Source organism: Streptomyces europaeiscabiei, assembly GCF_036346855.1.
Classification (GTDB): Bacteria; Actinomycetota; Actinomycetes; order Streptomycetales; family Streptomycetaceae; genus Streptomyces; species Streptomyces europaeiscabiei.
In genome coordinates this window covers 10,729,819-10,755,582 of the sequence record NZ_CP107841.1, presented here as the reverse complement: position 1 = coordinate 10,755,582, position 25,764 = coordinate 10,729,819, and the positions used below count along the sequence as shown (strand labels likewise).

Genomic DNA, 25,764 nt, shown 5'->3' with positions numbered 1-25,764 from the left:
TACCACATCGCTGCGCGATGTGCAAGCGAACACCCGTGCTGCGCACGGGTGTTGCGCTTCCGCTCCGCGGAAGCGCTGGCGATGGGCTGCGCCCATCGCAGCAACTCAATTGCTGCGCAATCGAGTTGGGTCACATCGCTGCGCGATGTGCAAGGAGGGCGGTCGCTGCGCTCCCGCTGCCCACGCGATGCGTGGGCGGATCCCTTCGCTGTGCTCCGGGATCGGGTGGGGCCGGCCGCTGCGCGGTCGGCACGGCGTGCGGTGCGCGCCCCTGGCTGAGGGCATGTCAGGTGCGGCTAGTCGGGTGTGTGGTTGGGGAGTTGGGGAGTCCTGCGGACTCCCGGGGCGGGTCCGCTACGCTCCCCCGCCTGACGGTTCTTCCGGCTGCGCCTCCAGAACCCTGGGGCCCGCTGACGCGGGCCAGGCTGGCTACGAGGGGTGGGGGTCGCTCGTTCGCGTGGGTTCCAGTGTGGTGGCTGCATCAGGTTGATGCAGCATGTACCGTTGGCGGAAACACAGGACACCCGCCAACCATCACACGGGCGGAATCCGATACTCGGCAAAAAGGAAAGGGAAACCGTATGTGGTGCGCTCAGGATGCGGCACGGGAACAAGTTAGGCGCCAGGCAAACGGTCTCGACATGGCCGCCGTTGCGGAGAAGGTCACGGAGGCTGCTGCCCGCGAGCGCGAGACAGCGGAGCAGTTGAGGCGGGGCGATTCCTTCTCCGAGTTCGAGATGGATCCGGAGCGACTGGCTTCCGTGTGGGCTGCCAAGCATGTGGAGTGGCGGCGCGTCAGGGACTTGATGGCTCAGGCCGGTTGGGGAGCGTACAAGGCGGAGCGGGACACTCCAGGCTCCAAATGGGCTCAGGAGCGCGAGGAGCAGCGCGACGGCGCTCTCGCTGCCCAGGCCGCCTTCGAGGCGCGGCGGCGGGAGGAGGCGGATGACCTGCGGGCGGAGCTGTGGCTGTCTGCCGCACCCGGCCGGCTGATCCGCGCGGCGGCCGATCGGGCCGGGCTCATGCCTGCCCAGGTCCTGGCGCAGCTCGCCGAGCGAGTCGTGGTCACCGAGGACGGTACGGTTTCAGTCCCGCCCTTCACGCCGTCCCGGTGATTTCCCGAAACGGTCAGAAAACGAGTCAGGGGGAGGATTGCTAAATGCCGGGTATTCAGCTTCGGGAACACCAGGTTGACCAGAGGTCTGCTTTCCGTAGGTGGGTGGGATTCCCTTCAAGGTCATCTGTGCCCCCGCAGGGCGCCCGGGGCACGATCGTGTCAGCGACCGGCTCGGGCAAGACGATCACGGCCGCAGCGTGCGCGCTGGAGTCGTTCGCGGACGGCCGGATCCTCGTCACCGTGCCCACCCTGGACCTGCTCGCGCAGACCGCCCAGGCGTGGAGTCTGGTCGGTCACCGGGCCCCGATGGTCGCGGTGTGCTCGCTGGAGAACGACCCGGTGCTGAAGGAGCTGGGCGTGCGGACCACCACCAACCCGATCCAGCTGGCCCTGTGGGCCGGGTCCGGGCCGGTGGTCGTGTTCGCCACGTACGCCTCGCTCGTGGACCGCGAGGACATCGACGCACCCGAGGGCCAGCGCAAGGTTCGCGGGCCGCTGGAGGCCGCTCTGACAGGCGGAGACCGCCTGTACGGCCAGCGCATGACCGGCTTCGACCTCGCCATCGTGGATGAGGCCCACGGCACCGCCGGTGATCTCGGGCGGCCTTGGGCTGCCATCCACGACAACGCCCGCATCCCCGCCGCCTTCCGGCTCTACCTGACCGCCACGCCGCGCATCCTCGCCGCCGCCCGCCCACAGAAGGGCGCGGACGGCCAGGAGGCGGAGATCGCGACCATGGCCGACGACCCGGACGGCACCTACGGCACGTGGCTCGCAGAGCTCGGACTCTCGGAGGCGATCGATCGCGAGATTCTCGCCGGGTTCGAGATCGACGTCCTGGAGATCCGCGACCCCTCCCCCGTCGTCGGGGAGTCCGAGGAAGCCCGGCGCGGCCGGCGCCTGGCGCTCCTGCAAACCGCGCTCCTGGAGCACGCGGCGAAGTGGAACCTCAAGACCGTCATGACGTTCCACCAGAAGGTGGAGGAGGCCGCCGCGTTCGCGGAGAAGCTGCCCGAGACGGCGGCCGAGCTGTACATGAACGACACCTCTGACGACGACCTGGCCGCCGCCGACCGGCTGCCGAAGTCCTCGATCGACGCGGAGTTCTACGAACTCGAGGCCAGCCGCCACGTACCCCCGGACCGCGTCTGGTCGGCGTGGCTGTGCGGCGACCACCTCGTAGCCGAACGCCGCGAGGTGCTGCGGCAGTTCGCCAACGGCATCGACGCCACCGGGCGCCGGGTCCACCGCGCCTTCCTCGCCAGCGTTCGCGTGCTCGGAGAAGGCGTCGACATCACCGGCGAACGGGGAGTCGAGGCCATCTGCTTCGCCGACACCCGCGGCTCGCAGGTGGAGATCGTGCAGAACATCGGCCGCGCGCTGAGGTTGAACCGCGACGGCAGCACGAAGATTGCCAGGATCATCGTGCCGATCTTCCTGGAGCCGAACGAGGACCCCACCGACATGGTCGCCAGCGCCAGTTTTCGCCCCCTTGTAGCCGTTTTGCAAGGGCTCCGCAGTCATGATGAACGACTTGTCGAGCAGCTCGCCTCCCGCGCCCTCAGCCGGGGCAAGCACGCCCGCAAGATCCACGTGCAGCGCGATGAGGAGGGCCGGATCGTCGGCGCGGACGGCGAGGGCGACGGCGAGGACCAGGAGCACGACGACACCCAGGCCGCCGCCGAATCCGCCCTGCTCCACTTCTCCACTCCCCGCGACGCGGCCACGATCGCCACTTTCCTGCGCACCCGCGTCTACCGGCCGGACTCGCTGGTGTGGCTCGAGGGATACCAAGCCCTCATCCGCTGGCGGAAGGAGAACCACATCACCGGCCTCTACGCCGTCCCCTACGACACCGAGACGACGGTGGGCGTCACGAAGGACTTTCCCCTGGGCAGGTGGGTGCACCACCAGCGAAAGGCACTACGGGCCGGGGAACTGGAACCGCGGCGCAAGGAGCTCCTGGACGCTCCCGAGGCCGGGATGGTGTGGGAGCCGGGCGAGGAAGCCTGGGAGACCAAGCTCGCCGCGCTGCGGTCGTACCGGCGGTCCACCGGGCACCTTGCTCCGCGTCAGGACCAGATGTGGGGCGAGGGCGAAGCGATGGTGCCGGTCGGGCAGCATGTCGCCAATCTCAGGCGGAAGGGCGGTCTCGGGAAGGACGCTGAGCGGGCGGCGGAGCGCGCCAAGCAGCTGGCGGCGGTCGACCCGGACTGGAACTGCCCCTGGCCGCTCGACTGGCAACGCCACTACCGCATCCTCGCCGACCTCGTCGACGCCGACGGCCACCTGCCCGACATCGCACCCGGCGTACTCATGGACGGCGACGACCTCGGACGGTGGCTCCAGCGGCAGACCCAGCCGGGCACCTGGGCGCAGCTGTCCACCGAGCAGCAGGAGCGGCTGTCCCAGCTGGGCGTACAGCCACTTGAAGCGCCGTCTCCCGCCCCGGCGGCCACGCGTACGGCGAAGGGTCCGAGCAAGGCGGAACAGGCGTTCCAGCGAGGGCTGGCGGCCCTCGCGCAGTGGGTCGAACGGGAAGGCGCGGACAAGCCCACGCCGCGCGGGCACAGCGAGCAGATCATGGTCGACGGCGAGACGGAACCGGTGATCGTGAAACTGGGCGTATGGAACTCGAACACCCGTGCCAGGTGGGACAAGCTCACCTCCGAACAGCAGGCCGCCCTCGCCGCCTTGGGCGTGCCCTGGGCGAAGGCAGCGGTGCCGGCCCCGTCCAGCCCGGCATCGGTCGACGACGGTCCCGTCCAGCCCACGCCGTCGGACGCGCAGGCGCAGAAGGAGCACGACCAGGGCGACACCGTGACGGAGGAAGAGCGCCAGGCGGCGCGGGGCAGGGCGCGGATGTCGCGCAAGAACAAGCTGATGCGCAAGCACACCAAAGCCGAACTGCTGCGCATGGCCTACGCGGGCGGTCTGGTGAACCACAACTCCCCCGAGAAGTGACGCAAGGACGAAATCGCCTCCGCTGTCGTGGACATCGAGTTCCGCACTGCCGACCAGACTGCCCCGGCCCGGCCCGCCGCAGTCAGCTCGCGGCCCGTTCCGGCGAAGCCGCTGCTGGAGCGGGACCACCATGACGAGTGCGACAAGATGCTGTACGCGGGCGGCACCTGCACCTGCGACCTCATCGAGCAGTACGGACCGCCCTCCGAACGGGACGACTACTGAGAAGGCTCTGCCTGCTCCCGCCCCACCACGCCAGACCCCGGACCCTCTCTTCGAGAGGCCTGGGGTCTCGTGCTGTCGGCTGGCAGATAGCCGCCGCACCTACGCGTCCCAGCCCGTGAGCGATCGGCGGACAGCGGAAAACCCAAGCGCGGTCCTTCCCGGTTCGCGACCATAGATCCCGTGAACGTCAAAATCACCGGGCCCGGAAGCAGAGATCCGGAACGGATCGCCGAACTCACTCCCCAGGCGAACGAGAACGTGACGGGCCAGCACGTCGTTTCGAAGGTGCTGTTGCGTGAATGGGCCGCCGCCGTGAAGCACACCACCGTTGAGCACGTGCAACCCTACGATCTGCAACACCCGGAGCGCCGACTCAACACCCGGCCGCCTCGGGGCATCGGAAAGGTCGAGAACTTCGTGCCGTGGGCTTCCACGTCGCTGGAGACCAAGTGGAACCTGGTCGAGCAAGAGCTACGCGACGCCCTCGCCTCGGTCAAAGCGGGGACCGCACTTGGAGAGCCGCGTACCGCCGGGATTCTGCGTGACCTGATCGCATTGCACTACATCCGGTCCCACCACTACCGCGAGGCCTTCAACCGCGTTTTCACCGACTTCTTGCCGCGGCAACGGGAGTGGCTCCTCACCGAGCGTGCTGGCCAACTGGAAGCTGCCTACTTGCAGCACACAGGGCGGCCCGCGGCCGGACCGGAGGACTTGGCTGCCATCGCCGACGAGATATTCAGCCCGATGCTTGACCAGTTCCACGACGGATCACTGCTTCGCGTGCGCATTGAGGCCTCCTTCGACCAAGCCCGCCAGCTCATGGCTCAGTATGCCCTGGCGATCCTGGAGCCCGAAGAGGGTGAATTCCTGATCGGCGACAACCCTGCTCTGACCGTACGCAAGGAAGGCGACAGCCTCTCCCACGGCATGGCCCTTCTCGACTCGCACATCACCGTCCTCCCTATCGGCCCCCACCACATGCTGGCTCTGAGGCCGACTCCCCTTTACGGCCGCCTCGCCAAGTCCGCGGTCGACAAGATGAACGTGCTGCAGATCAAAGCCGCCCGCGAATACGTGTACACCCGCCCGAACAGCTCCCTCGCCGCGCTAGTCCGAGAAGAAGCCACCTCAAGATCACCGAGGCTATAGATCAGGCACCTGTTACTCGAGCGGCTGCCGGTCGATGTCTGCGTACGCAGTGGCCTCCTGTGCGCCCTGTCGGCACGGTCGGTTGAGCCTCTGTGCGGCCGTAGTCGGCTGGTCACGTGCTGGGCGGGGAGATGACGGGCTGCCACCCTCGCCCGGTTGAACTGATCACTGCACGGCCGTGGCGCCGTACGCAGAAGTCCAGGGGTCGGGGTCTCGCGCCTTCAGGGTGGAGGCGTGAGTCGGTGCCAGATGAAGATGCAGCTCTCCAGGCTGGCGAGTGACGGCCGGCGCAGCACGGACCGGATCCGCTCGGGTCCCACCAGGACGACAGGCATGCGGCGTTCACGGTCCTGGAACAGGCTCCACAGCCCGTAGATGTACTGAAGGGCCTCGGTCCGCAGCAGATGGGCATCGCGTACAACCACCACCGGCCAGGAGCGGCGGCCGAGTTCGTTCTCGACAGCCCGCTGTGCGTCGGCCAGCCGTCGCGGCCGGACACCGAGGTGCAGGGCGGCGTGGAACGCGTCCAGGAGCGCCGCGAGGTTGCCCGGCGCGGCGGTCGTGACCACGACGGAGTCGGCCCCGTCGCAGCGGCTGAGGGAAGCCTCCACCACGGCCGCACCCTGGACGTCCTTCGGCGCGATGACGCACAGCAGCGCGCGGGTCTCAAAGGATGTGGCCCAGGTTCTCGGCAAGTGCGGAGAACGCTTCGTCGGACACGGCCGTGGCGGCCTCGCCCATGGTCCCTCCCCGGGGAGTTGCGTACGGGACGCCACCAGTCCAACACGTTCGTCGGCGAAGGCGGAGGCGTGGACGTCATCACGGCGCAGATTGACCGGGCACGTTCGGGGCGTGAGCGGCTGTGCGCCTCCACGATGAGTCACATCTGCTCGCGCGGGCGATCCGACACAGATGGAGCTCCGTCCTGGCGCGTCAGCCCCCTGTCGGCAGTCCAGGCAGCACGACTCCGAGGTAGGCGGCGAGAACGCTGCCCAGCGCACCACTGGCAACGGGCGACAGGACGGCCAGCGTCTGGGCACCCCACCGCTGGAGACGGCTTGGATCGGGGCTAACGCTGGTGGCTTCCTCTTCCATGCGCGTCGCCAGTTGGGTGATCTCAGCGGCATCGTCTTCGGGCAGCCCCAGAATCGGCACGGCCTGGCGGAGTGCGCGGGCGGCCATGACGACCTGGGCGAGGTCGACGCCGCTGTTCGTGGTCGCGTTCAGCGTGAAGTCGCGGCTGTTCGCGGCGATGTTGCCCGTGTTCTGCCCGATGTGGAAAGTGGTGTTCCCACTGGTGTTGCGGCGTTCGTACGCGCCGATGTCACCCTGGTAGTTGTCCACGCAGTCTTCTCCTTCGGCGGTGATCTCGGCTTGCACGGGCCCGTCCGAGCTCCCGTTCCGGTCCCCCTTGATCAGGCCCTTGGCGCTCAGGTAGGCGGAGGCCCGGTCGATGTCCCTGTCGGTGAGGCGTTCGCCCTCGAAGAGGGACAGCGGATCGTTCAGCACGTCCGCGACGGCAGGCAGCAGGATGTCGTCGTGTTTGCGATGCCACAGCCAGACCAGCAGGCCCTTGCGTGCGGCGGCGGCCCGCGCGGCCGGGTCGGCGCGCCGGCGCCTGCGCTCCTCCATCCATTCAAGGCCGCGCGGGGTCAGGTTGGCTTCCGGGCCGTCGTGGGTGGTGTCACGGTCGCCCAGGAGCCGTTGGACCTTGCAGAACTGCAGGAGCCGGTAGGTCTGGTTCTCGGTGAGGCCATGCGACTGCCCGAACTCGGTGATCGGCACTCCGCCCAGCGGATCAGTTCTCGTGCGGTCGTAGACCCACTCCACGAGCGGTTCGTGCAGGGTGGAGAAGTCGGCGGACACAGGGTGCTCCCTTGCTCGGTACGACGGGCTTGCTGGTGCTCATGGCTTTTTGATGAAGGGCAGTCCGACGGCGGCGAGTTTCGTCTGAAGGTTGATGTCCCTGGTGGCCACGTAGACGGCGGAGCCGGGGTGCCGGGACTGCAGCAGCAGGGTGGAGGCCACGAAGCGGTCGTCGGGCACGTCGAGGTCGAGCCAGTTGGGCAGTCCGTCGCCCTTGGGTTCGATGTGCTCGAAGAGGGCGTGCACATCGCCGGCCACTCGTACGCCGCGCAGAACGTCGCCGTTGGTCCGAAGCCCTTTCAGTCGGCGGTCGGCCTTCTTCGCCGCGTCGCGGATGTCGGGGTTGCGGCCGGCGAGCTTGTGGTCGTCCAACTCCCGCAGGACAACGGGCAGCAGGTGGACCATGTACCGATTCCCGAGCAGCGGCGTGTAGACCGCCACGTCGGGGTCATCGAGCAGCACGTTCGTGTCGACCGCTACACGCACCGCCCAGGCGTCATCCGGCAGGAGCTCGCCCAGCTTCCGGAGCGTGGCTGCGGCCGCATTGACCTTGTCGACGGCCTTGTCGATGCTGGCCGGCACGGTGGTGTCCCGGGGGCGTACAAGCCAGCGCTGCAACAGGCCGAGGGTCCCGTCGAGGCGCTTGGTGACCTCCGGGGTCGGGTGCGGGAACAGCAGCCGGAACAACGGCTCCCACTCCCGTACGCGCCCCAGCAGTTCCATCCTTCGCGTCTCGAGCTCGGGGCCACTGGGTACCCAGCCCCACTTCGCGGCACCGACGTACAAGATGCCGCCGGATGGGCGGTTCGGGTCGATGTTCCGGATCTGCGAGTCCGCGAGAGCCTTGAGGAAATCCGCTTCGATCAGGTCCAGGTCGGAGCGGAGGCGTTCCAGGTACGTCGGCGGGGCTTGTGTGGCGGCCATCTGCCGATGATGCCGCACACCTCTGACAACCCATTCCCGTTCCGCCTGGGACCTCTTCTCCGTTACCACTTCCCCCACGAGCCCACCGCTGTGTCGCGGGCTACCACAGGGCTCGCCGATGCACACGGTCGGGATGCCCCGAACTCCCGGCTGCGTCTGCATCACGCCCACGGCCGGGAGTCGGTGTGCACCGAGCACCAGGTAAGACGCCCCACAGCATCACTGGGGGCGTCTTACCGCACACGCGTCAGGAGGTGAGTACGAACCAGTCGTCGGCAGGCGGCCACCTCCGCGGCCGCATCACATCCCGGATCCGCAGGAGGTCAGCGCACCGGCCCTCGATCGCGTCCACGGCCTCCGGCGGCGTGTGATCGGTGAGCCTCAGGACGCGGATCCGGGCGAAGACCCTGCGTTTCGCCGGATTGTTGTCGTGCCTGTCCAGCCGTCCGAGCAGGCCGTCCGCACGGTTGGCCTGCCCCAGCCAGCGGAGACGGTGCTCCGTGTCTGAGATCAGGTAGATCGCGGTGGTGATGTCCAGTTCCTCGTACCGCCACCGCTCGGCCCAGCGCACGGGCCGGAAGAGAACCTCGTCGAGGTACCGGCCGGCTGCTCGGGGCAGGGCACCCAGGCGGCCGTCGGTCAGGACCGGGCCGGTCGGCAGGGCTCCGCTCACAGGGCGTCACCCTCCTCCGTGAACTCCTCCTCGAACTCCGCCAGGTCGTCGTCCTCGTCGGAGTCGCTGGCCTCCGTGAGGAACTTCTCCGACGCGGACTCCTCGATGGTCGGGTTGCCGTACTGCATGTCGATGATGGCCGACTTCAGCATGCCCACGTCGGAGTGCACCACGGACAGAGCGCGGAGAAGAGCGGCGATTTCCTGCTCCACGGCTCCGTGCAGAGGCCGCTGACCGGCCCCCTGCGCGTCGGACAGAAGGGACCGCGCTGTCTTGAGCACCTCGACCAGGGCCGCGGGCAGATCGCCGGTGACTGCGTCGTAGAAGCGGCCACGGGTGTCGTTAAAGATCTCCAGGGGGGTGGGGTCCGGAGGCTGCGGGGTCGTCCCATCGGTGCTGCTGCCCCGGGGCGTGAACGTCGGCGGGCGCTTGGTCTGGGCCTTCGGGAAGACCGTATCGAACCAGGACTTGTCCGCCTTGGTGTCTTCGATAGGAAGGCCTTCGGGGTCCACCTGCCGGGGCGTGGTGTTCTTGGCCGTTGCCCTGGCGAGCTCGTTCATCAGCCCGACCGTCCGGCGGGGCTGGCTGAGCATGGCCTTGCGGGCGTTGATCGTGCTCCGGCGGATCTTCTTGTCAGCGACGGTTTCGCCGTCCTCGAGCTCCCCGCTGCCGCTCTGTGCACCGATCGACCCACGGTCCGCCTCGATGATCTTGCACTCGGCGAGCCAGTGGATGCCGCGGGTCGTCAGGAAGCGGTCGAGCGCATCGAGATCGAGCGGCTGACCGGCCGTACTGACGGCGCCGATCACCTTGTCCCACGCGGGTTCCTCGGCGAGGTGCCCCTGGGACTTGATGAAGGTGCTGCTCAGCAGGCCGTCCAGGACGCGAGGATTCCAGCGGAAGCTGTATCCCTCGCCGATCACCGAGGAGACCATGCGCAGGCGGTGCCAGACGTGGTCCTTGCTCGTGGCGTAGCGGGCCGGCTCGCCCAGCACCCGGCGCAGGGCCCTGGCCCGGGCGGGGTCCTTGGGGAAGACGACGGCGTACAGGGCGCGGTCGCGCCGGTCGCGGGCAGTGACGATGCCTTCGCCGGGACGGTGCTCGGGATCGGGACCCTCCCCGGCGAGCCAGGCACGCTCCTCCTCGCTGATCCATCCGCGCTGCTTCGCATCCCGCAGAACGGCACGCAGGTCGGAGGCCGCCTTCTCGACCAGGGTGTAGCCCAGGGGCGGGCGCCGGTGGTCGGCCCGATTCGGGTCGAAGACGACGTTGTGGAAGTCCTCCGGGGCGGAGGTCCCCACGATGATCTGCATCCTGACCGTGGCGACCATGGCGGCCTGCTTCGCCTGGCCATGGAGGGAGTGCCGCTCGTCGTCGAAGGCGACGCGCAGCCTCTCCGCGAACGCCGGCACCCACACCGCGGGGTCGGCCACCTTCGCGGGAACGCCGTCGACACCGTCGAGTCCGAGGAGACCGCGATCGATGCCGAAGATGATGTCCTTCGGCACCAGGCCGTGAAGCGCGAGGCGGGCCCGGCTCCGGTTCGCGCCCTTGACGGCGGTCGCGTCGAGAACCCGGCGCACCTGGGCAGTGATGCCACCGTCCAGTTCCTTGACCGGTTCCCGGACCTGACGCAGCAGCAGGGCGTGCAGGGTGGTCTCGTTCTGCCCGTAGACCTGCATGTCGTCGATCAGCTTGTAGCCGCGGTCCCCATCAGCCTGGTCGAGGGCATCGGTCATGGTGCCGATCAGCCCGCTCAGCGTCTGGCTGTCCACCGGGGCCGCGGTCGTCAGGAATGCCGCCGGCAGCGCGCCCTCGTGTCGGCCGGTGACCAGACGCGGAAGCATGCGGGCCGGGTCAGGGTTGTGGCGCGCGGGAGAGTGGAAGAAGCGGCGGATGCGCTCGTTGTACTCGCCGGGAGTGCCGGCGAACCCATGGACGGTGACCTCCATGATGTCGAGGCCGGTGCTCGGGTCGCGGTTGATCACTCCGGGCTTGATCCGGTACTCGGCACCGTCTTCGCCGCGCTGCCTGAGGAGGTAGTCCTTGGGGTGGACGATGTAGGGGGCGAGACCGTCGGTGATTTCCAGGGGGAGCCCGGTGGTCTCGTGCAGCGCGACGGAGAAGGTGCGCGTCCACGTGACCTTGTCGGCGCCCGGGAACGGATTGCTCTGGGGGTGGTCCTCGTCGGACTCGTAGTCCTCGATGATGTCAGGATTCATGGCTGCCTCCCGAGATGGGGGTACGCGGCTGCCTGGGCCGGCTGGTCCGGGCAGAGCACGAAGGCGCCCGGACACCCGCACTTTCTCGGGGGTCATCAGTCTCAGCTGCCGCACGCATACGCGATATGAGCGCTGAACCCGTCCGCTCGTCGGCCCTCTGCCGCGACGCGGTGGTCGTCACGATCCGAAGATCGTGTCGCGATCCGGGGATCGCGTGACCAGACGGTCATTGCGGACGCCCCCGACCCGGATGGGCCACTGGGGGTTCAGGAAGACTCACGGCATGGAGCCGAATGCTGTCGTCCAGAGTACCGGGGCCCACCGACAACGCCGCCCTCTTTCGGTGACGCCGCTTTGTGAAGGCGCCGTAACTACTGCAGCAAGTCGCCGCTGCGTGAGCGAGCTACAGGCCGACGGCCCGGGGCTCGCCTCGTCACGGCCGTTCTCTACAGGTCGAACTCGAGGTGTTCAATGCCGGTGAGGCGGACCTCCTCCAGCTGGCCTGCGCGGCGGCCGCTGTCCTGGAAGTACACCTCCTTGAGGGCTTCGGCGGCGATCTGCTGGAGCTGCTGGTCGGTGGCGCCCTGCTCCTGGGCGTCGAAGAGGCGGGCGGCGTACTGGGGAGGCAGCGCGACCGTCAGGTGCCGCAGCCGGTCTTCGTCCGTCGTCCCGATCGGCGCGGTGTAGCCGATCCGGGCGCGGGTGTCGATGACGATGCCGCCGGTGGTCGCCGCCTTCTGCCGCGCCTGGGCACGGATCTGCGGCTGCCACCGCTTCTTCACCTCCCGCTCCAGGCGGGCTGCGAGGTCCGGGCGGGGCTTCTTGATCTGGTCCTTCACGTACCGCTCGACCGTGCGCTGCGAGATCCGCAGCATCTGGGCGACCGCCTTGGTGCCCTTGAGCTGTTTGACCAGGTACCGCATCTGCGCGGGCGCGCTCTTGGGCACCGGGCGGGTGAACGCCTTCTGCACCGCGGCGTCCAGGCCGTCCCCGAACATGCTCATCGCGGTCTACTCCCCGGTGTCCTGAACGGTAACGGTGCCGTCCTTGATGTACCGGGCGAGGTTGAGCTCCGGAGCGTTGAACTGCTCGCGCACCCCCTCGCCCCACAGCACGCTCTGGGTGCCCTCGTGCTTCACCAGCCCGGGGTTCACGCCGAGCTTGAAGCCGCCCGGCAGCGGCTTGCCGTCCCGGTAGGGCAGGAAGTCCAGCGGGGAGGGCCCGTCGGAGGCGTAGACGGCGCAGTCCGAGAGGACCGCGACCGGGTACTGCCCGGTGAAGGCGGCGTGCTTGACGATCTTGCGGTGCATGTTGATCCGCGTGCGGGAGATGACGGCGGCGCGGATGTCCGGGCGCCAGGTGGGCCGGGCAAGGGCCCGCCACGGCTGCCCGGGCTTCCAGCCCTCCCCGCGCGGGCGCTCGCGCAGCTTGCCGATGCCGCCCTTCACGGTCGCCTTGATCGCGGACACCACGATCGCCAGCTGAGGGTCACGCTGCCGGTAGCCGTCCATCGCCGCGAGGAAGTCGGCTGGCGGCATGTCCGCGTGCACGCCGAGGTCGGCCATCGTGGCGAGGTAGGCGTCACGCAGCCGGTTGTACCAGCCGTCCAGGTAGCGGCCGTTGTCGTGACGGACGTACGCCTCGACCGGCGCGACGTCGTAGCCGAGCTCCACCGCGTACGCCACGGTCGGCGTGGCGTACCAGGCCGGTCCTGCCGGGCGCTCGCCTTTCGGTGTGAACGGACTGGGCAGCAGCTCGCCGTCCAGGTCCGTCCACTCCTTGCCGAGCTTCACGCGGGACAGGTCGACGTGGCTCAGGTCGACCAGCCAGGAACCGGGCAGTTTCGCGTCGAAGACGGGGTTCTTGACGTGCGTCGGCGCGCCTAGGCCGACCGTGAGGCCGTTGGCGCCGGCGGCGAAGGCCATGTTCACGTCGATGCCCACCAGATGGGGGCGAAGGCATTCGGCGTCGGTGAGCGGGCGCGCCCAGTCGTACGCCTCCTCCACCAGGACCTCCGCCGGGGTGCGGTGGTGGAAGCGCGGAAGGTCTTTCAGCAGCGGGTGCCCGTCGGGGGCCTCGCCCGGCGCGCAGTCCACCGGACCCTTCCCCAGTGAGCCGGGGTTGTGTTCGGAGTGCCGCTTGCCGTCGGCATCGGGCTCGGATGCGCGGGTCGGCGGGTGCAGCGCGGTCATCAGCTCCAGGCCGGTCACGGCGGTCGATCCGCGCGGCGTCATCACCCGGGCCGCATACGTGCCCAGCAGCCGGGCCAGATCCGCCGGCGGCAGCTGCCCCGCGTTGGCCCAGTGCCGGATGTCGAGCGCGTCCCACGACGGAATGCACAGCTGCACGCAGGATCGCTCCGAACCCTGCGCGGGGCGGTAGATCCTCGCCCACGGCCCGAAGCCGCGCTTGGTCAGCTGCCAGTTGGCACGCGTCAGCTGCTTGATGACCTTGTGGCCCTCCGGGATCCGGCCGGCCAGACGCTCCTGCTGTGTCAGCGTGACGGGCAGGCCGTAGTGCTCGCACGCGGCCTCGGTCAGCACGATCAGCGGGTCGGCGTCCTTGCCCGGCCCGGACAACTTCGGCTGTCCGAGCCGCCCTTCGCGGAGCGTCCACTCCACCAGGGCCGGGATCGACTTGGCCGGTACGTCCAGGACCAGGCCGCCGACGCAGTACGCCAGCACCTGACCGTCGACGTCAACGTCGACGACCGCGAGCGGACCGTTCTCGAACCGCCGATCGGCGCCGCACGTCGGTGTGCCTGCGGGGGCGGCCTTCTTCGCGGCCGGACGGCGCGGCGTCGGCCTGGTCGTGGCCGTCGGGCCCGGTACGGCGGCAGGGGCAGCGGGGCGGAGTGCGGTGTTCGCAGGCTCAGCAGCCGGGTCTGTAGGTGCGGTGCGGGCTTGGGCCGGCTCAACTTCCGATGGCGCAGGAGCGGCCGCGACGGCAGGCGTCTTGGGAATCGCCGTGTCCACAGGGGGCACCGGACCGTTGGCGGGGTAGAGCTGGGCGAGCTGCTTGAGCATGCGGGCGTATGCGTCACGCTCCGGCGGCCGTGGCTCGGTCTTGCCGGCCTCCCAGCCGCTGACCGTCGCGCGCCGCACCTGCAGTGCGGCGGCCACCTCATCCAGCGTCAGGCCGTGCGCCTGGCGCAGCCGCTTGCGTTCCGCCGGGGGCGGCAACGGGGAGCGGGACGCGATGAGCGCGTCGACCGCGTCGAACAGCTCGGACATGCAGCACCTCCTGCCCGACCCTAGCGTGAAGCGCACATTTCGCGTACCAAATGCGTACGGGCTGCGTAAGATACGGTTGCGTCGCCCGGGCTGTCGCAGGTGCCCCATCTCACCGAACTATGGGCGCACCCCAGTGAAGCTGTCAGGCGTCGCGGTATTGGTTCCGTGCAACGCGGACGACGCGGCCAGCCTTAAGCAGACCGTCTATGTAGACAGAGACGCCGTTGCGGTTGGCCTGCTTGCCGGCGGCGGTCAAAGCGTCCGCAATATCACCGAGAGACATGGGCTGAGGCGACACCCTGAGGATCTTGACGATGGCATCCGCCTTGGTGAGGTCTTGGATCGCCGACCCCGGCTCGGATACCGCTGCGCTCAGCTTCTTGAAGGCGTCCAGCTTGGCCTTGAGCCCCTCGATATGAGCGCCGAGTCGGTCACGCTCGAGTTCGGCTTCATGGAGTTCACGCTCGACGCTGGCGAGGTCCTCGCTGTAGGAGTTCACGAGGAGAAGACTATAGAAACCTAGTAGAAGTTAGCTAGGTTTTCTTAAAGATGGACGCTGCTCGACCGGCTGCGTGGGCGCGCGAGCTACGGAGCGGCGATCAGGTTCAGTGAGACGAGCTCAGGCTCAGTGCGATAGGAGCAGGTCCTCTAGTCGAGGACCCGCAGGGATGTCTCACGTACGCCGGAACTAGCCAGAGACAGCGCGCGGGTGTGAAAGACCTGAGGGCGCAGACGCCCGCTGTGCGGCGGGCAGAGCGGCTCGGGGGCAGGCATGGAGGAGATCGTCAAGGGGCTTGAGCGAGCGCTGCTGACCCGTCCCGTGCCCACTGGTGACGCCGCTGTGCGTTTCCTGCTCAGGGCGGAGAAGGGCTCCACGAAGAACGTGGCTGCCCTCCTGGGAATCTCCCAGCGCACGGTACAGCGATGGGTCACCGCCCGGCCGGCAGTGCGCCGCCGCCCCAGCGTTGTACACGTGGGGTTGATCGAAGAGGCCGTCAGGGCACGGTGGCAGCCCCGGGTGCGGGCCCGCCAGCGGGCCCGGGCCGAGGCCGACGGCTTTGTCCTCCACACCAGGGCGCGGTTCGGATTCGCCGCTCCGGCAGGATCGTCCGACGATCCGCGGGTACGGCTGATCACCCAGTACCTGTCGGGAGAAGTGGCCCGCGAGCTGTTCGCCGCCCGGGACGCCGGCGGGGGTGAGCAGCAGCAGATGGTGATCCTCGCCCGAGCTTTGGGGCATGCCTACTTCCGTGATGGAGGCCTGCGTGCCCACGGTCTGGGGATCGCCTTCACCGATGTGGAGTTCGCCGAGTTCTCCATCGACTGACCGTGTACCAAGGTTCGGGCTCAGGGCGAGGGCGGGGTCTGGTGCCGTGTCAGCATCGCGTCGTAGTACTGGGCTTCCTTTCGTTCGCGCCAGTCCCACTGGATGCGGCCGACAGGGCCGGTGCGCTGACCGACGGGCGGCTGGGGCGGGCGCATCCTGGCCGCCTCGGCCACGAGCAGCAGGTGGGTGCGGTCGTGGGGGCCGGCCAGCAGGTGCTGGTCCTGGCCGGGCGCGAGCCGGGCGAAGCACACTGCGGCTTTCAGGAAGACGCGCGCCCACGGCGGCACCCGGTGGGTGGCGCAGCCGTCGGTGTAGCGAGCGCGGTCGTGCAGGGCCAGGGTAGCCGCGGCGTCGTCGTAGTCGCCGGGGCGGGCGGTGGCAAGCTGCTGGAAGGAGGCGCCGGTGAAGAGCGCGGCGGCGAGGGCGGTGGCCAGGCGGGGGTGGGCGGTCACGGTGGAGAGGCGCCGGGTGACTTCCCGGGTTGTCTGCCCGGTGAGGGGTGCGGGTGGCGGGCGGTGCCGGAAGGTGATCGGCGGCGGTGTGCACGGGGCGGTACAGGGGATGGGGCTGTCGTAGGAGACGAGGCGGTCCAGCACGGACAGGGTGAGCCACCGGTCTGGCGACCGGGCGGGCTCCTCTGCAGGCGGGGGTACGGGAGCAGTCGCGCCGTAGTAGTGGCGGCGGGCTGCCTGGAAGTCTGTGGTGACGGCGTAGTCGGCCGTCCGCAGCGCCTGGTGCAGGGCGGCGGGCAGATGGGGGCGGTGGCAGACCAGCGTCAGGCGGATGCCGGTGAGGGCGCGCAACTGCAGGAGGCGCATCGTGCGGCGGGCGGTGAGGCGGTGGGCGCGCAGGACGGTCAGCCGGGTGACGGGCAGGGCCGTGATCCAGGCGGTGGCGGCTTCCCAGGCGGGCTGACGGCCGGCGGGGAAACGCCCCGGGAGCAGGGGCGGTTTGCCCAGGGCGGCGAGAAGGTCGTGGGCGAGGCCGGTCTCGCTGGTGGTGCCCGGGCCGGGGTGCAGGGTGATCCGGCCGGACGGCGGATGGTGGGCGGCCAGGGCGGTGTGCGTGTGGACCGCGTCGTCGCCCGGGTCGATGACCACGGCAACGGGTGTCGGCGACACGGCAGGCGGCGTGGTGGTCAGGCGAGGCGGCTGAAGGCCCAGCGCAGCAGCTCCTGATCGACACGGGAGCGGCCGGTGCGGGTCAGGGCGGTGCGGGTGTGGGCGGTCAACTGGGCCCAAGCGCGGAAATTGCCGTGTGCGGCGTGCTGGTCGGCGAAGGCGATGTCGTCGGGATCGGCGTCGGCCCACACCGGATGGAACAAGGGGATGGCCTCCAGGACCTCGCCGGGGGTGAGACGGGTGAAGTGCTGCCAGATGAAGATGCGGGAGGACAGCATCGGTTCGCGGCGCAGCACGGTGTGGCAGCCCTCCCCACCGACGAAGATGATCGCGAGCTGGGTTGAGGGTTCGTCCCACAGGTAGCGGAAGTACTCGAACGCCTCCCCGTTGAGCCACTGGGCCTCGTCCACCAGGAAGGTGCGGGGGCGTTCGGCCAGGGCGGTTTTCAGCAGGCGGTCGAACTCGCTGGGGTGGCGCGGCGGTTCGCCGGCCAAGTCGAGCGCGGTGAACAGTTCGTAGCGCACCGCGCGAGCGGTGGGCCGGGCCCGGAAGGTGATCTTGCGGACGTCCTCACCGGGCTCGAGTGCGCGCAGGCAGGTGTTGACAGCGAGGGTCTTGCCGAAGCCGGCGCCGCCGTGGATGCACATCATGGCGCGGGCGGCGACCGTGTCGGAGATGTTCTCCCGGGCGGTGAGCAGGGCGCGGGTGGTGACCACGGACGCATCGGGCAGGTCGACGTACTGGTAGGTGGCCGCGGTCACGAGGCGTCTCCGTCTTCGTCGGTGGTGGGACGTGCGGCCCGCCCGTTGCGGCCGTACGGGGCGGAAGCGCCATCACGGCCGGGCGGGTGCGGGACGCGCGGGCCCGGCGTGGTCAGCGCGGCCAGGGAAGCAGGGGTGCGCCAGTCGGCCGGGGGCGCGGCGGGCGGGATGAGGTCCGGCATTGCGAGCTGCGCGAGGTCGGTGTCGGCAGTCTGGGCGAGTTCGGCCTCGGCCTGCGCGGTGGTCAGCGCGCCGAGCCGCTGAGGTGCCTCGGGCTGGATGGCGGCGGCGTAGCGCTCGCGCTGGGAAGCCTCCAGGTCCTTCTTCAGACGGCGCGCACGGGCGGCCCGTGCTCGCCGTACGGCGCTGACCTGTTCCTCGGTGGCATGGTCGGCCAGGTCCGCGGGACCCAGATAGCGGCCAGTGGCCGCGTGGTACACCTCGATGCGGTGGTCGTGGTGGGGCATGAAGCGGATGCGGACCTGGATCCCGGTCTGGCCGGTCATCCACGGCCCCACGTAGTCGCGTTTCCTGAAGCGGATGCCGCGGGTGGTCAGCGTGCGGGTGCCGGCGTCCTCCAGGGTGAACGTCCACAGATCCGTCGCGGGCACGTCCCGCAGCGGGGTGGGATCCCCCTGCCACGCCTCGAGCGGAGTCTTGCCCCGCAACGGCGCCGGGCGGTGCTCGGTGTTCCACCAGAGCGTCCAGGCCAGCAGCCGGGCGGTGAAGTCCTCGAAGCCGAGCAGTACTTCGTCCTTCGGGCGGGAAGCCCGTTTGCCGGGGCGCGGCTGGCGGGCATAGCCGGGCAGCGCGGCCAGGAACATACTCTCCACCGCACGGTTCAGGCCCTCCACGGTGCCCTTGAGGTGGGGGGTGTAGGCGGGCAGGTCCTCCACCGTCACGTCCAGGAGATCAAACGCTGCGGTCACCGTCCGGGACAGGAAGTCCTTACCGCGGTCGACCCGTACTTTCTCGGGCAGGCCGCCGATCGGGCCGTAGGGGTCCTCGCGCAAGACCGCGGAGCGCAGCGCGGCCAGTACCGACTCCCGCGACGGATCCCCCGGCGTGACCGCGACACCGGTGATCGCGTTCGTCGCGCAGTCGGTGAACCAGGTGATCCACGGCCTGCGGGCCTTGCCCTCGACGTCGACCAGCACCGCCGCTTGGACGTGGTCGGTCTCCCACACCTGGTTGCGCCAGCCGCGCGGCCGGGCCAGGAACACATCGTGCTTGCGTGCCGCACGTTCCCCTCCCGCAAGCCCCGCCCGCTCCCCCGGCGTCAGATCCCGCTGGATCGCCCGGTGCAGCGTCGGGATCGACGGAGGAGGCTCCCCCTCGCCCTTGGCCGCGCGAGCGATCAGCTCACGATGGACCGCCGCGACGTTGCCCTTCCACAAAGCCAACAGGCGGCGCACCTCCGGAGTGACGGAGAAGCGGTCTTTGCTCTGGGCCCGCGCCCCGGGCTCCGCAGCCGCGGACTCGTCACGCTCGGCAGCGGCAAGCCACCGCCACACCGTGCGCTCGGTCACCTCCAACGACTCCGCCATCAGCCGTACATGGCGGGACGTCAGTTTCTGGTCCTGTCGCAGGGCGAGCAGCCGGCGCACAGCAGGGCCGCGCAGCGCCGACAGGGAGGAAGAAGGCAGACCTCCCCGCGCGTGCCCGTCCTCGTGGCTGCCAGCCTCTCCCGTCCCGGAGGCGCCGGTCACAGCGGCCCCATGAGCCGTGCGCAGGCCCGCTCCAGCATCCGGCGGTCCACTACCGCACGGCTCTTGCCGTAGACCTCGGCGGTCAGGTGCGAGGTGAGCTTCGCCCAGGTCCGGAAATTGCCGTGGCCCACATGCTCGTCCACCCACGCGACATCGTCCTCGCTCACGTCCTCCCACAGCGGGTGGAAGGCCGCCATCACGGTGGCCACCTCGTCCGGGCGAAGACGAGGCACCAACTCCCAGGTCAGCACCCGAGAGGCCAGCGCGGGCACCCGGCGCAGCGCCCGTTCGCTGCCCGCGCCCGCCAGCACGAGTGCCGTGTCCGTGTCCGGGTGGTCCCACAGCCCGCGCAGAAACTCCAGCGCCGGCCCCGGAAGACGCTGTGCCTCGTCCAGCACCAGCACGCGCGGCTGCCGTAGCGCGTTCACCAGCATCAGGTCGGCCTCCCCCGCCCCGCGCGGCAGACGCCTGCCCAGCTCAAGGGCATCCGCGAGCACCCGGCGCAGTTCCGGCACCGTCGGATGCACACCGACATGGACCCGACGGACCCTGGCCGGGTGCGGCAACTGGGACAGGGCGTACTGCAGCGCGACGGTCTTGCCCTGGCCGGCGTCGCCGTACAAACACACCACCGCCCCCACCGCGGCCGCGTGCGCGACCGTCCGCAGCACCGACCGCACAGCAGACGTGTGCACCACCTGCGCGCCCGGCACCAGGACCGGAACCTGCGCCAGATGCTTCTGCTCCCGCAGGATCACCTGCCCGCCTGTGCCTTGGCCTGCCACGACGTTCAGGCCGAGCTCGCTGAGCGGATCAGGCCTGCGTGGCCCGGCCACCACGGGCTCCCGCTCGACCATCAACGCCCGGCCCGCCCGGCGGTCCCTGCGGATCACCCGGTGCAGTGTCGACGCCGACGGAACCGACGCCCCGCCAGCCGCGGCCAGCCGGCGTCTCAGCTCAGCGACATTCCCTCCCACCTCGCCCAGCAGCGCCCACACCTCGTCCGACACCGCATACCCCTGCCGGACCGGCGCCTCCACCTGCCCGGTCGTCTTGGCCTGCTCCAGCCAGCGCCACACCGTACGCTCCGAGACACCCACCGTCTCCGCGACCGCACGCACATGCCGCGTGGCCAGTTCCCCCGCCTGCTGCCGCTCCAGCAGACGACGCACCACCAACCCCCGGGGCAGCACGGGCCCACGACCGGCCCTTACCTCTTGGTCCACCCCACGATCACACCGACCGGGCCAACCTCAGCGCATAAGAACTCTCGAATCTGAGACAACATCAGCTGCCATGCGATAAAGCCCCACGACAGCGATCCCACCCATTAATCTCTCACCTCATGACAGCGGCCTGCCCACCCGTAAACAGCCGCTGACCAGCCCCGTAACACCCACCCCTGGACCAGCACGACCGACTCTCACCACCACCGACACCAACCCGAGAGATCGCAGCTACACCCAGGTCCGCCGCACGGCCTCGCCCTCCCGAAACGGGCGCACGGTGCAGTTCCTCCTGGAGGACCGGTACGAGCTCGGCACGCTCGCAGTTCAGTTGGCGGCAAAGGCTGGCGGTTCGAACTCAAGCAGGCGGATGTCTTCCACGTCATGGCCATAGAAAGACCACTCGTGGACATTTCGCGCCCTCGCGTACGCGGGGATGACCCCGGGTGACCTACGACGCGGTCATCGGCCGGACCAGGCATCAGCAAGTGCTGTGGTCGTCGGGAAGCGCGCGAGGGAAAGCCAACGGCCGCCACCCGCTACGACGTCGGCCAGACCGGCAAACGCCCCAAGCCCCCAGAGGCCATCGGCAGGCCTGACAGATCATGGTCGACGATGAACAAGCTCAGGCGGTGCGGCCCGCCGTGGAGAGGACGGGGTCGGTCGGCTCGAGGGCCAGGTAACTCTCTGCCGTGGCGGCTTCGAGGAGCAGGGGCTTGTCGGGGTCGTCCACGCGTACGGGAAGAAGTGGGCCCGTGAGCCAGCTGTCCTCCGGGTGTTCCTCAGCCAGCCGGAAGGCCGTGCTCACCGCCTCACGAACGCGCGTCCGATACCGCTGCTCCTGCTCGTGGTGGGCTTGGCGAGCCCGACGCGCGTACTGCTCACGGGCCTCGTCGTCGTCCTGGTCCTGACCGAAGCCGGGGTCGTTCAGACGGGGGCCGTCGGCGAAGGCCACGGTGTCGGGCATGTCGGTCTGCTGGAGGTACAGGGCCTCACACGCCGCGTAGAGGCGGCGGGAGAGACCAAGGTGGATGCCGGTGCCGGGGATGCGGGCGGCGATGAACGCGGTGGCGTCCGTGTGTGACGCCAGGCTCCCCTTGGTGTCCACCTGCTGTGCGCGCAGCCGACGGCGCAGGCCGGTGGTGGATTCGTCGTGTTCCAGCAGTGTCAGGGAACCGGTGCGGTGACGCCCGCGCTCCGTACGGTCGCGGCGCATCGGGACGACGCGCAACTGCTCCACGGCCCCGAAGGCCAAGGCCTGGTACGTCAGGAGCTGCTGCCGGGTGACGGCCATCAGGGCCTCGGAGTCATCGGCGACGTAATCCTCCGCGTCGCCTTGCGGACTGCCGGCCGGGGAGGCGCCGGTCTGCGGCCCGCCGTGGGGGTGGGCCGTATGCAGGGCCAGGAACAGGTGGTCCTGCTCCCACTGGCCGGGCTTATTGCCGGGCAGCGACGTGCCGCAGAGGACCTGCCGGTGTGCCATGCCGGGCATGAGGGCGCTACCACCGTCCAGCTGGATTCTCCCGTTCTTCAGCACGCCTGCGCCGAGTGCACGGGCTGCCTTCGCCTCGATCAGCCAGGGCAGGCCGGCGGCGTGGTGGTTGCCCCACAGGTCGGGCAGCTTGGCAGCCGGGTCGGTGAAGCCGGGCAGGCCGCCCGGACCTCGGGCTTCGAGATGCCAGGTGCTTCCCAGGCCGGCCATCCCGGCGCAGAGCCAGTGCGCCATCGTCATGCCCAAGTGGTAGCCGAAGGCCGAGTGGGCGCTGCGCTCACTGCCGTACTGGTAGAGGGCGTTCACGAAGAGCCTGCGGCCGGCCGCGGGCGCGGGTGCGGGCACGTCCTTGAGCTGGAGGTAGGCCTGGAGGGGGGCGATACGGGAGATGAGCTCGTTGACGGCGAGCCAGGGGGTGCGGCGCAGCCACGGGGTCAGGTCGCGCCCGACGCCCTTGGCCGCGAGGAGGACCTGCCGCCAGGTCGTGGTCGCCAGGTAGGTCCCGTACGAAGGCATGTCGGCCACCCCCGGCCACGGCTGTGTGGCACCCCTCCACAGAGGTTCGGAGGGCCGCCGCAGCGAGCTGAAGTCGCGTACGACGACGGGTATGTCCAGGGCGTCGGTCGGGCTGAAGGCGAAGTCGGCCGCGTCGTGAGGGGGCTGCATGATCACGCCGACAGCCTGACATGGGGCACGGACATCAGTCGCAGCTTTGGCCGAACGGTCGGTGAGGAGAGCGGGCACCGGGAGAATTTGGCCAAGGAGTGACGCATGCGGTGATCGTTGACTGTCTGTACGCCCTGACGTTGGAGTCCGCGGAAGAGCGCTGTCACGTTGGCTGAGCGGGTAGCAAGGTGCTCCAGCAGCAGGGCGGTGACCGGCGCGGGAACGGGCGACGCCGGCTCGCCGAGTCGTAGCAGCACGGCGTCGCCGTCGTGGACGACGTCGTCCGCGGTTAGCCGGACGACGCGGCTCAGAGGTTGCGCGTAGAGAAGAACGATGACGCCGACGGCGCGGAGCCGCATCGGTATCTCCGTATCAGTCAGCAGGCACCCAAGGGCGGCGAGACGTTCGTCCTCGCTCAGCGCGGGCCGGCGGGAGATCTTCATCGCGGGGACGTCCAGGGAACGTGGGCAGTGGCGGCCCTGCATGGCCCAGTTGAGGAAGCCTCTCAGGCGGGTGCGGGCAGGGGGCGTTGACCGCCCCGGCGCCGGGCCGGGCTGTCGTTGAACTCGGCGACGTCCCGTCGGTCGGCGTGGACCGAGCGCCGAGGCCTTGGTGACGCCCGGTCAGGCCAGCAAGACGCGTTTTACGTGGGCGTTCGAATCCTCCGCGGCCGAACGCACCTCCCAGACCGACGGGGCAGCCTGCCCTGCGGTCGACTCCAGCGGTTCCTGCCGGTACGGCGTGCTTCTCGGAACACGCCCGTCCCGGCGACTGCGCAGCGGGACGGGGACGGACACGTCGTGGTGCGGGACCCGTTCAGCCAGGGGCGATACGGCTGAGGTGCTCCCAGGACCGGTACAGATCCGCTTGAGCCTGGTCCATCTCCAAGACGTGATCAAAGGACTGGCTGCCGACTATCAGCCGTCGGGGCGGGTCCGGCAGTGCGGCCAGCTTCATGATGACCGGGGCAGCGGTGTCCGGCTCCGGGGCGACGGAGTCGCCCCACATCGCCTCCATCTCGGTGCGCAGGGACTGATACTGCGCCAGGGGTTCGGTGGTCGTGGTGCCAGCGGTGAACAGGCCGGTGTTGTAGCCGCCCATCTGCACGATGGTGACCTTGACGCCGAACCCTTCGACCTCCATCGCCAGTGCCTCGCTGACCGAGTCCAGCGCGGCCTTGCCTGCGCCGTAGAAGCCGACGGTGGCCATGCCGCCGCCGCTACCCATCGAGGTGACCTGGAGGAGCCGTCCCCCGCCTTGGGCGCGCAAGTGAGGAAGGACCGCCTGAGCCACCCACACGGCGCCGAAGAAGTTCACATCCATATGCGCCCGGATCTGTTCCTCCGTGGCTTCCTCCACCATGCCGTAGAGCATTCCGCCTGCGTTGTTGACGACCACGTCCAGTCTGCCGAACGCAGCTGCCGCCCGCTCCACCCCGTCGAACACGCTCTGACGGTCGGCGACGTCCAACGAAAGCGGGACCAGGTGGCCGGGATACCTCTCGGTCAGTTCCTCCAGGGGCCCGACGTTGCGGGCGGCAGCCACTACCCGGTCGCCGCACGCCAAGGCGGCCGCGGCGAAAGCCCTGCCCAGGCCGCGGGATGCACCGGTGATGAGCCAGACTCTTGGATTCGTCACGGCGCCTCACTATCAGTAAAGAAAACGGTTCGTCTCGATTCGTTTTGAGTCTAGGGCATCACATGAGTCACCACAATACGGATCGTCTCGTTTTATTGCGGAGGTAGGCTGGACGCATGTCCAACAAGAAGGGGCCGGACCACTCCCGGCGCAAGGAACGGTCCCGGCAGGCGATCCTCGCGGCGGCCCGCGCGCTGGTCGCAGAGGAGTCGTACGAGAAGGTCACTGTCGAAGCCATCGCTGCCCGTGCCGGCGTCGGCAAGCAGACAATCTATCGGCGGTGGCCGTCGAAGAGCGCGGTCGTCTTTGCCGCCATTCTGGCTTTGAGTGAGGATACGGACGGGCAGTCGGTCGCGCTGCCGAACACAGGCGACCTTGAGGCAGACCTCAAGTTCGTTATGCGTGCCACGGCGGAGGAGTTCGCCGATCCGTCCTTCGACAGGCTGATCCGGGCCCTCAACACCGAGATCGCCAGCGATGCCGCGCTGGCGGCCGAGTACCGCGAGAAGCTGGCCCAACCGCTGGAAGAAGCGAAGAAAGCACGGTTGCGCAGCGCCCAGGAAGTCGGCCAGCTCGACGCCGACGCCGACCTCGACCTGGTCCTCGAAGTGCTCTACGCCCCTCTCTTCCAGCGGTGGCTGCACCGCAGCGGTCCGCTGAACGCCGCATACGCCGACTCACTTGTCGACGCGACCCTCAGAGCTTTCGGCCCCTGAGCAGGAGTGAATCCACACCCGCAGAGCTCGGCCCGGTCGGCTCCTGACCCCTGAGCACCCGTCATTAAGCGTTCCAGCCCGGAGACGTAGGTGGTGACTGCGGGACCGGACCGCTTTTGATCGCACACGCCTGCGGCTATCCGTCCTCGGCGTCGTCCGTCCCGTCATCCGTGTGCGGGTCGCGCAGTGGCCGCAGGCCCGGCGCCGGCGGGCGGGTGAAGACGTACCGGCCGAGGAAGTCGATGTGGTCGTACTGGAGTGGGGAGAGCCGGGCGAGGAGGTCGTCGGTGACGGGGAAGCCGTCGGCCGCGAGCTGCTTGACGGCGGCGTCGATGTAAAGGCTGTTGAAGAGCACTACGGCGTTCAGGGCCAGGCCGAGCGCGCCGAGCTGGTCCTCCATGCCCTGATCCTTTGCTCCGTCTGCCGCCGACGGCAAGGGTGCGGGCCGGTGAGCAGGCGTGGACCCGATCGGCGTGCCTTGCACATTCTTCCTCGCATGATCACAACACAAGGGGGGTCGGTGCCCGCGGTGCAATTCACAGCCCGCCCCCGTACGCCGGTGCCGGGTAGTACGGTGCCGCTCACTGTCCGTGCTGCGCAGGTGGGGAATGGCATACGGTTGCCCCGTTTCTCGGGACCCCAGGGCGCCGGGCCCGACGGGCTCGTCCCATCCGTCTCGAACACTATCTGGGGGTTCTCTCCCCATGTGCGGCCCTCCTTCCCCGTCGATGC

At 69.4% G+C, this 25,764-nt stretch carries 22 protein-coding genes; 6 read left to right on the top strand and 16 right to left on the bottom strand.

Features of this window, described 5'->3' with window-relative positions; translation table 11 throughout:
- Window positions 1–641: 641 nt before the first annotated feature.
- The 4 genes from OG858_RS46810 to OG858_RS46795 all read left to right on the top strand — a co-directional run bounded on the left by OG858_RS46810 (window position 642) and on the right by OG858_RS46795 (window position 5,458).
- A complete protein-coding gene (locus tag OG858_RS46810; RefSeq protein WP_328543717.1) occupies window positions 642–1,115 on the top strand; it encodes a hypothetical protein in 474 nt (157 codons plus the stop codon).
- Between the two features lie 44 nt (window positions 1,116–1,159).
- Complete coding sequence (locus OG858_RS46805; RefSeq protein ID WP_328543718.1) at window positions 1,160–4,081, top strand: DEAD/DEAH box helicase; 2,922 nt, start codon at window positions 1,160–1,162, stop codon at window positions 4,079–4,081.
- A 27-nt stretch (window positions 4,082–4,108) separates the two neighbouring features.
- Window positions 4,109–4,306, top strand: a complete 198-nt coding sequence (locus OG858_RS46800; protein ID WP_328543719.1) for a hypothetical protein — start codon at window positions 4,109–4,111, stop codon at window positions 4,304–4,306.
- Between the two features lie 180 nt (window positions 4,307–4,486).
- Window positions 4,487–5,458, top strand: a complete 972-nt coding sequence (locus OG858_RS46795; RefSeq protein ID WP_328543720.1) for a DUF4238 domain-containing protein — start codon at window positions 4,487–4,489, stop codon at window positions 5,456–5,458.
- A 221-nt stretch (window positions 5,459–5,679) separates the two neighbouring features.
- On the opposite strand, the gene OG858_RS46790 is transcribed toward OG858_RS46795, so the two are convergent.
- The 8 genes from OG858_RS46790 to OG858_RS46755 all read right to left on the bottom strand — a co-directional run bounded on the left by OG858_RS46790 (window position 5,680) and on the right by OG858_RS46755 (window position 14,875).
- The gene (locus OG858_RS46790) at window positions 5,680–6,072 is read right to left on the bottom strand and encodes an AAA family ATPase (RefSeq protein ID WP_328543721.1); all 393 of its coding nucleotides are present in this window, start codon (window positions 6,070–6,072) and stop codon (window positions 5,680–5,682) included.
- Window positions 6,073–6,391: 319 nt separating this feature from the next.
- Window positions 6,392–7,324, bottom strand: coding sequence for a hypothetical protein (locus OG858_RS46785; RefSeq protein WP_328543722.1), 933 nt, complete (start codon window positions 7,322–7,324; stop codon window positions 6,392–6,394).
- 39 nt (window positions 7,325–7,363) lie between these two features.
- A complete protein-coding gene (locus OG858_RS46780) occupies window positions 7,364–8,248 on the bottom strand; it encodes a PIN domain-containing protein (RefSeq protein WP_328543723.1) in 885 nt (294 codons plus the stop codon).
- A 247-nt stretch (window positions 8,249–8,495) separates the two neighbouring features.
- Complete coding sequence (locus OG858_RS46775) at window positions 8,496–8,921, bottom strand: hypothetical protein (RefSeq protein ID WP_086701007.1); 426 nt, start codon at window positions 8,919–8,921, stop codon at window positions 8,496–8,498.
- Entirely contained in the window at window positions 8,918–11,143 is a 2,226-nt protein-coding gene (locus tag OG858_RS46770) for a hypothetical protein (RefSeq protein WP_328543724.1), read from the bottom strand. Before OG858_RS46770 ends, OG858_RS46775 begins: the two co-directional genes overlap by 4 nt.
- Before the next feature lie 446 nt (window positions 11,144–11,589).
- Window positions 11,590–12,147 (bottom strand): telomere-protecting terminal protein Tpg, encoded by a 558-nt coding sequence (tpg, locus tag OG858_RS46765; protein ID WP_328543725.1) that lies wholly within the window; start codon window positions 12,145–12,147, stop codon window positions 11,590–11,592.
- A 6-nt stretch (window positions 12,148–12,153) separates the two neighbouring features.
- Entirely contained in the window at window positions 12,154–14,376 is a 2,223-nt protein-coding gene (tap, locus tag OG858_RS46760; RefSeq protein ID WP_328543726.1) for a telomere-associated protein Tap, read from the bottom strand.
- Between the two features lie 142 nt (window positions 14,377–14,518).
- Window positions 14,519–14,875, bottom strand: a complete 357-nt coding sequence (locus tag OG858_RS46755; RefSeq protein ID WP_328543727.1) for a hypothetical protein — start codon at window positions 14,873–14,875, stop codon at window positions 14,519–14,521.
- 273 nt (window positions 14,876–15,148) lie between these two features.
- Between OG858_RS46755 and tpg (OG858_RS46750) the strand changes: the two genes are divergently transcribed.
- Complete coding sequence (gene tpg / locus OG858_RS46750) at window positions 15,149–15,703, top strand: telomere-protecting terminal protein Tpg (protein WP_328543728.1); 555 nt, start codon at window positions 15,149–15,151, stop codon at window positions 15,701–15,703.
- 20 nt (window positions 15,704–15,723) lie between these two features.
- On the opposite strand, the gene OG858_RS46745 is transcribed toward tpg (OG858_RS46750), so the two are convergent.
- From OG858_RS46745 to OG858_RS46715, 7 genes are all read right to left on the bottom strand, one after another.
- Window positions 15,724–16,824, bottom strand: a complete 1,101-nt coding sequence (locus tag OG858_RS46745; RefSeq protein WP_328543729.1) for a hypothetical protein — start codon at window positions 16,822–16,824, stop codon at window positions 15,724–15,726.
- A gap of 17 nt (window positions 16,825–16,841) precedes the next feature.
- Window positions 16,842–17,585: an ATP-binding protein gene (locus OG858_RS46740; protein WP_328543730.1), complete on the bottom strand. Its 744-nt coding sequence runs from the start codon at window positions 17,583–17,585 to the stop codon at window positions 16,842–16,844.
- The gene (locus OG858_RS46735; RefSeq protein ID WP_408059463.1) at window positions 17,582–19,192 is read right to left on the bottom strand and encodes a Mu transposase C-terminal domain-containing protein; all 1,611 of its coding nucleotides are present in this window, start codon (window positions 19,190–19,192) and stop codon (window positions 17,582–17,584) included. The genes OG858_RS46740 and OG858_RS46735 overlap by 4 nt, the downstream gene beginning before the upstream one ends.
- A gap of 98 nt (window positions 19,193–19,290) precedes the next feature.
- Complete coding sequence (locus tag OG858_RS46730; RefSeq protein WP_328543732.1) at window positions 19,291–20,520, bottom strand: ATP-binding protein; 1,230 nt, start codon at window positions 20,518–20,520, stop codon at window positions 19,291–19,293.
- A gap of 625 nt (window positions 20,521–21,145) precedes the next feature.
- Window positions 21,146–22,684, bottom strand: coding sequence for a gamma-glutamyltransferase (locus OG858_RS46725; protein WP_328543733.1), 1,539 nt, complete (start codon window positions 22,682–22,684; stop codon window positions 21,146–21,148).
- Window positions 22,681–23,121: a hypothetical protein gene (locus OG858_RS46720; RefSeq protein ID WP_328543734.1), complete on the bottom strand. Its 441-nt coding sequence runs from the start codon at window positions 23,119–23,121 to the stop codon at window positions 22,681–22,683. The genes OG858_RS46725 and OG858_RS46720 overlap by 4 nt, the downstream gene beginning before the upstream one ends.
- A gap of 373 nt (window positions 23,122–23,494) precedes the next feature.
- A complete protein-coding gene (locus OG858_RS46715) occupies window positions 23,495–24,316 on the bottom strand; it encodes an SDR family NAD(P)-dependent oxidoreductase (protein WP_086750862.1) in 822 nt (273 codons plus the stop codon).
- A 116-nt stretch (window positions 24,317–24,432) separates the two neighbouring features.
- On the opposite strand from OG858_RS46715, the gene OG858_RS46710 reads away from it, so the two are divergent.
- Window positions 24,433–25,032, top strand: coding sequence for a TetR/AcrR family transcriptional regulator (locus tag OG858_RS46710; RefSeq protein ID WP_328543735.1), 600 nt, complete (start codon window positions 24,433–24,435; stop codon window positions 25,030–25,032).
- A gap of 136 nt (window positions 25,033–25,168) precedes the next feature.
- Here the strand turns inward: OG858_RS46710 and OG858_RS48600 are convergent, their stop codons facing one another.
- A complete protein-coding gene (locus OG858_RS48600) occupies window positions 25,169–25,738 on the bottom strand; it encodes a Tn3 family transposase (RefSeq protein WP_328543736.1) in 570 nt (189 codons plus the stop codon).
- Between the last annotated feature and the right edge of the window lie 26 nt (window positions 25,739–25,764).

Coding starts and splice junctions, on each gene's coding strand:
- OG858_RS46810 (WP_328543717.1), top strand. CDS start 642: ATGGCCGCCGTTGCGGAGAAGGTCACGGAGGCTGCTGCCCGCGAGCGC.
- OG858_RS46805 (WP_328543718.1), top strand. CDS start 1,160: ATGCCGGGTATTCAGCTTCGGGAACACCAGGTTGACCAGAGGTCTGCT.
- OG858_RS46780 (WP_328543723.1), bottom strand. CDS start 8,248: ATGGCCGCCACACAAGCCCCGCCGACGTACCTGGAACGCCTCCGCTCC.
- OG858_RS46770 (WP_328543724.1), bottom strand. CDS start 11,143: ATGAATCCTGACATCATCGAGGACTACGAGTCCGACGAGGACCACCCC.
- tpg (WP_328543725.1), bottom strand. CDS start 12,147: ATGAGCATGTTCGGGGACGGCCTGGACGCCGCGGTGCAGAAGGCGTTC.
- tap (WP_328543726.1), bottom strand. CDS start 14,376: ATGTCCGAGCTGTTCGACGCGGTCGACGCGCTCATCGCGTCCCGCTCC.
- tpg (WP_328543728.1), top strand. CDS start 15,149: ATGGAGGAGATCGTCAAGGGGCTTGAGCGAGCGCTGCTGACCCGTCCC.
- OG858_RS46720 (WP_328543734.1), bottom strand. CDS start 23,121: ATGAAGATCTCCCGCCGGCCCGCGCTGAGCGAGGACGAACGTCTCGCC.
- OG858_RS46710 (WP_328543735.1), top strand. CDS start 24,433: ATGTCCAACAAGAAGGGGCCGGACCACTCCCGGCGCAAGGAACGGTCC.
- OG858_RS48600 (WP_328543736.1), bottom strand. CDS start 25,738: ATGGGGAGAGAACCCCCAGATAGTGTTCGAGACGGATGGGACGAGCCC.